Origin of the sequence: Actinoplanes sp. NPDC051633, from assembly GCF_040681735.1 — a bacterium.
In the GTDB taxonomy this organism is placed as follows: domain Bacteria; phylum Actinomycetota; class Actinomycetes; order Mycobacteriales; family Micromonosporaceae; genus Actinoplanes.
This window is the reverse complement of record NZ_JBFAZH010000564.1, coordinates 1-5046: the sequence shown is the minus strand read 5'-3', so window position 1 is coordinate 5046 and position 5046 is coordinate 1. Positions and strand designations below refer to the sequence as shown.

At 70.6% G+C, this 5046-nt stretch carries 3 protein-coding genes; 2 read left to right on the top strand and 1 reads right to left on the bottom strand.

The window, feature by feature from the left end; genetic code table 11:
* Positions 1-103: 103 nt before the first annotated feature.
* Entirely contained in the window at positions 104-1936 is a 1833-nt protein-coding gene (locus AB0M20_RS26665; protein ID WP_364302703.1) for a serine/threonine-protein kinase, read from the bottom strand.
* A gap of 155 nt (positions 1937-2091) precedes the next feature.
* Between AB0M20_RS26665 and AB0M20_RS26660 the strand changes: the two genes are divergently transcribed.
* Positions 2092-3630: a methylmalonyl-CoA mutase family protein gene (locus AB0M20_RS26660; protein ID WP_364302701.1), complete on the top strand. Its 1539-nt coding sequence runs from the start codon at positions 2092-2094 to the stop codon at positions 3628-3630.
* Positions 3631-3726: 96 nt separating this feature from the next.
* Positions 3727-4986, top strand: a complete 1260-nt coding sequence (locus tag AB0M20_RS26655; protein WP_364302699.1) for an amidohydrolase — start codon at positions 3727-3729, stop codon at positions 4984-4986.
* Positions 4987-5046: the final 60 nt, after the last annotated feature.

Sequence of the window (5046 nt, the reverse complement as noted above, 5' to 3'; positions counted from 1 at the left end):
GTCGAGCAGGGCCTGGATCTCCGCCCGCCCCGCCGGATCGGGGTCATCCGCCAGCCACGCCCTCGCCACATCGGCAATATCCATGCCCTGTGGATATCACGCCTCAGCTCAGCGCGTAGGAGGACACCATCTCGTCGAAGATCGGCTTGCTGTCGGCGAAGCGGGACTCCTTGGTGGTGAGGTAGAACGAGTACGCCTTACCACCCTCGATCACCGCACCCCACATGCCGTGCCGTGCGGCCGGGCCCTCGCCACAGGTGTATTCCAGCACCGCGCCGTCGCGCCCGGCGATCTGCGTCGTCTTGAGATCGACGCGGTCGTACGGCTTGGGGCAGTTGGTCGACCGGCTCTGCAGGCCGCTCTCGGCCACGGACAGGAACTTCTCCGGTGTCGCCTTGGAGCTCTCCACCAGGATGCGGACCTTGCGCAGCTTGTCCTCCGGATCGACGTAGTCGACCCAGACTCCGGACGCCTTGCGGGTCCAGCCCTTCGGCACGTTCACGCTGATGCCACGGTCGTCGTACTGCTGCGTCGGGAACTGCGCGGCCGCCGGCGCGGTGGTCGGCCCGACCGCCTGGGCCGGCGGGGACTTCTTGTCGCCGCCGCCCGGGATCGTGATCAGCAGGACGATCAGCACCACCGCGGCCTGTGCGCCGCCGCCGGCGATCAGCTGCTGTTTGGGCGACCAGCCCTTCACCGTGGTGACCCCCCGTGACGAGGCGTCGCGGACCGCACCGGTGACGTTCGCCACCATCGCACGGCGCTTGGCGGCCGGACTCTGCACCACGGTGCCGCCGAAGGTCGGTGGCACCACGGCGGTGGTGTTCCCGCCGGCCACCACCTGCGTGGGCTCGGGCTGCTCCGGCGCGCGCCGCCGCCCACCCTGCGTGATCTTGGCGAGGTGTCCGCTCAGCGACTCGTCCGGCGCGAGCATGGCCCGACCGCCGATCTGGCCGGTCGGCTTCGGCGGCTGCGGGATCGGCTGGGTCTGCGCGGCCGGCGGGCGCTGGGCGGGCACGACCGAATACGGGTCGGTCATCATGTGCGGCGGCGCCTTGCTGGCCAGCGGCCCGGCCAGCTGCTGCCGGAGCATGGTCCGCGCGGTCTGCACGTCGAAGCGCCTTGCCGGGTCCTTCTCCAGCAGGCCCATCAGCACCTGGTCGAGCGAGCCGGCCCGCTGGGTCGGCGTCGGCGGGTCCTCCACCACGGCGTGCATGGTCTCGATCGGGTCGCCCTTGTCGAAGGGCGGGCGTCCCTCGACGGCGGTGTAGAGCGAGACGCCGAGCGAGAAGAGGTCACTGGGCGGGCCGAAGTCGTGGCCCATGGCCCGCTCGGGGGAGATGAAGTGCGGCGAGCCGAGCACCATGCCGGGCGTGGTGAGCTGCACGTCGGTGGGCATGCGGGCCACGCCGAAGTCGGTCAGCACGCAGCGGCCGTCGGAGCAGATCAGCACGTTCGCCGGCTTCACGTCGCGGTGCAACACGCCGTGCGCGTGTGCGACCTCGAGCGCGCCGAGCAGCGCGATGCCGATCTTGGCGACCACCCGGCCGGCGACCGGGCCGTCCTCGATGATCATGTCGGCCAGGCTGCGGGCGTCCAGCAGCTCCATCACGATCCACGGCCGGCCGTTCTCGTGCACCACGTCGTACACCTGGACGACGGCGGGGTGCTGCAGGGCGGCGGCGGCCCGGGCCTCGCGCATGGTCCGCTCGTACATCGAATCGCGGTCGCTGGGCGCCAGCCCGGGCGGGAGAATCACCTCTTTGATCGCGACGTCGCGGCGCAGCAGGGTGTCGGCGGCCCGCCAGACCGTGCCCATGCCTCCGTGGCCGACCGCCGCCCGCAGGGTGTAACGCCCGCCGATGAGCGTGCCCGGAGCTGCGCGTCCGCTGATTGGAGCCGTACTGCCACTGCTCCACGTCGGAATCTGAGTCACTGAGAATGCCACCGAGGGGATGTAGGGGCCGGGGACCGAACCCCGCTATCTTGCCGGTTCCGACCCCATTTCGGAAAGTCGGTGCGGCCTTCGTCTCGCTAACGCTCCGGACCGCAACGACAGCATCGCGGAGGGTGCGGAATTAGGATTCAGCTGTGAAAGCTGAGTCGGGATTCGAGATCCAACCGGTGTACGGCCCGGGGGTGCCCGGTGAGTTCCCGTACACCCGTGGCGTCTATCCGACCATGTACACCGAACGCCCCTGGACGATGCGGCAATATGCCGGGTTCGGCACCGCCGCGGAGTCCAACGCCCGCTATCACCAGCTGCTGGCCGCAGGCACGACCGGTCTGTCGGTCGCGTTCGACCTGCCCACGCAGATGGGATACGACTCGGACGACCCGATCGCGCACGGTGAGGTCGGCAAGGTCGGCGTGGCCATCGACTCGATCGACGACATGCGCCGGCTGTTCGACGGGATCCCGCTCGACCAGGTGTCCACGTCCATGACGATCAACGCGCCGGGCTCGGTCCTGCTGCTGCTCTACCAGCTCGTGGCCGAGGAGCAGGGCGTGCCGGGGACGGCGCTGAACGGGACGATCCAGAACGACATCCTGAAGGAGTACATCGCCCGCGGCACGTACATCTTCCCGCCGAAGCCGTCGCTGCGCCTGGTCGCCGACACCTTCGCGTACTGCCGCGCCGAGGTGCCGAGGTGGAACACCATCTCGATCTCCGGCTACCACATGGCCGAGGCCGGTGCGACGCCCGCGCAGGAGATCGCGTTCACCCTGGCCAACGGCATCGAGTACGTGCGCGCCGCGATCGACGCCGGCCTCGCGGTGGACGACTTCGCGCCCCGGCTCTCGTTCTTCTTCGTCGCGCGCACCACGCTGCTCGAGGAGATCGCGAAGTTCCGGGCCGCGCGGCGGATGTGGGCCCGGATCATGCGCGAGGAGTTCGGGGCGCAGAACCCCAAGTCGTTGATGCTGCGCTTCCACACACAGACCGCGGGCGTGCAGCTCACCGCCCAGCAGCCCGAGGTCAACCTGATCCGGGTGGCGATCCAGGCGCTCGGGGCGGTGGCCGGCGGCACTCAGTCGTTGCACACCAACTCCTACGACGAGGCGTTGGCCCTGCCCACCGAGAAATCGGCCCGGCTCGCTCTGCGGACACAGCAGGTGCTCGCGTACGAGAGCGGGCTGACCGCCACCGTCGACCCGTTCGCGGGCTCGTACGCGATCGAGGCGATGACCGACGCGGTGGAGGAGCTCGCGACCGGGCTGATCGAGCAGGTCTTCTCGTACGGGTCCGCCGTGGACGCCATCGAGCAGGGCTTCCAGAAGCGGGAGATCGAGACGTCGGCGTACCGGATCGCCAACGAGATCGACGCGGGGGAGCGGGTCGTGGTCGGCCTCAACCGGTTCACCGTGGACGGCGAGGAGAAATACGAGCCGCTGCGGGTCGACCCGGCGATCGAGGCGGCCCAGGCGGCGCGTCTGGCACAGTTGCGTACGGACCGTGACGGTGCCGCCGTCGAGGCCGCGCTCGCGGACCTCGCCAAGGCGGCTCAGGGAACACAGAACGTGCTCCCCTCGATGCGCGACGCGTTGCGCCTGCGTGCGACCGTTGGAGAGGTCTGCCACACCCTGCGCGGAGTGTGGGGCGTCTATCACCCTGTGGAACGTTTCTGACAGGGGTAACCTGCACGATCTCTATAGCGTTGAGGGGCTAGGCTGTCGCGTCTGTCGTGACAACCAGTGACTCTTGAAAGTGACAGTGAATCCGACGTGACTAGTGCGCTCAAGGTGCCGGAGGGCATCGACGTGGCAACCTTCCCCGGCCCGCCGCCCGGTGCGGACCCGCTGCCCGGGCAGCTCGACCGCTGGCTCGCCGCGCGCGGCGCCGAGCTGGTCGCGGTCCGCCGCCACCTGCACGCGCACCCGGAGCCGTCGTTCCAGGAGTTCGAGACCGCGGCGCTGATGTTCAAGGAGCTCACGGCCGCGGGCCTCAAGCCCGAGATGCTGCCCGACGGCAACGGCCTGTCCTGCGACATCGGCCAGGGTGATCGGGTGGTGGCCTTCCGCGCCGACCTCGACGCGCTGCCGCTGCCCGACCTCAAGGACGTGCCGTACCGCTCCACGGTGGACGGCGTCGCGCACGCCTGCGGGCACGACGTGCACACCACCGTGCTGCTCGGCCTGGGCCTGGCCCTGGCCCAGCTGGAGGAGCAGGGCGAGCTGCCCGGCCGGGTGCGACTGATCTTCCAGCCGGGCGAGGAGTACGTGCCGTCCGGCGCCCCTGGGGTGATCGCCGCAGGCGTGCTCCGCGACGTTGCCGCCATCTACGCGCTGCACTGCTACCCGCAGCTACCGGCCGGCCTGGTCGGCGTGCGCTCGGGCCCGTTCACGGCGGCCGCCGACACCGTCGAGGTCTCGCTGCGCGGTCCCGGCGGGCACACTGCCCGCCCGCATCTCACCGCCGACCTGGTGCACGCGATCGGCCGGGTGATCGTGGACGTGCCGGCGCTGCTGGACCGGCGCACCGACCCCCGGGCCGGCGTCTCGATGGTGTGGGGCGCGGTGCACGCCGGCGAGGCGTTCAACGCGATCCCCGGCGCGGGCGTGCTGCGCGGGACCGTGCGGATCCTCGGCCGGGAGGCCTGGCGCGACGCGCCGGAGCTGATCACCCGGCTGATCCGGGACGTGGTCGCGGCCACCGGCGCCGAGGTGGACGTCAAATACACCCGTGGCGTCCCGCCGGTGATCAACGACCGGATGGCCTCGGCCGTGATCGCCGGGGCGGCGGGCGCGGCGCTGGGCGCCGACCGCGTGGTCGAGGCCGAGATCAGCATGGGCGGCGAGGACTTCGCGTTCTACCTGGAGCAGGTGCCGGGCGCGATGATCCGGCTGGGCACGGGTACGCCCGGCAGCGACGTCAAGTACGACCTGCACCAGGGCAACTTCGACGTGGACGAGCGCTGCATCGGCTACGGCGTACGCGTCATGGTGCACGCCGCCCTGGCGGCCCTCTCCACCGGCGCCTTCTGACCGAGCCGAAGTGGTAGCCCAGAGGGGCATCCACGTCCCGGATGCACCGCTGGGCTACCA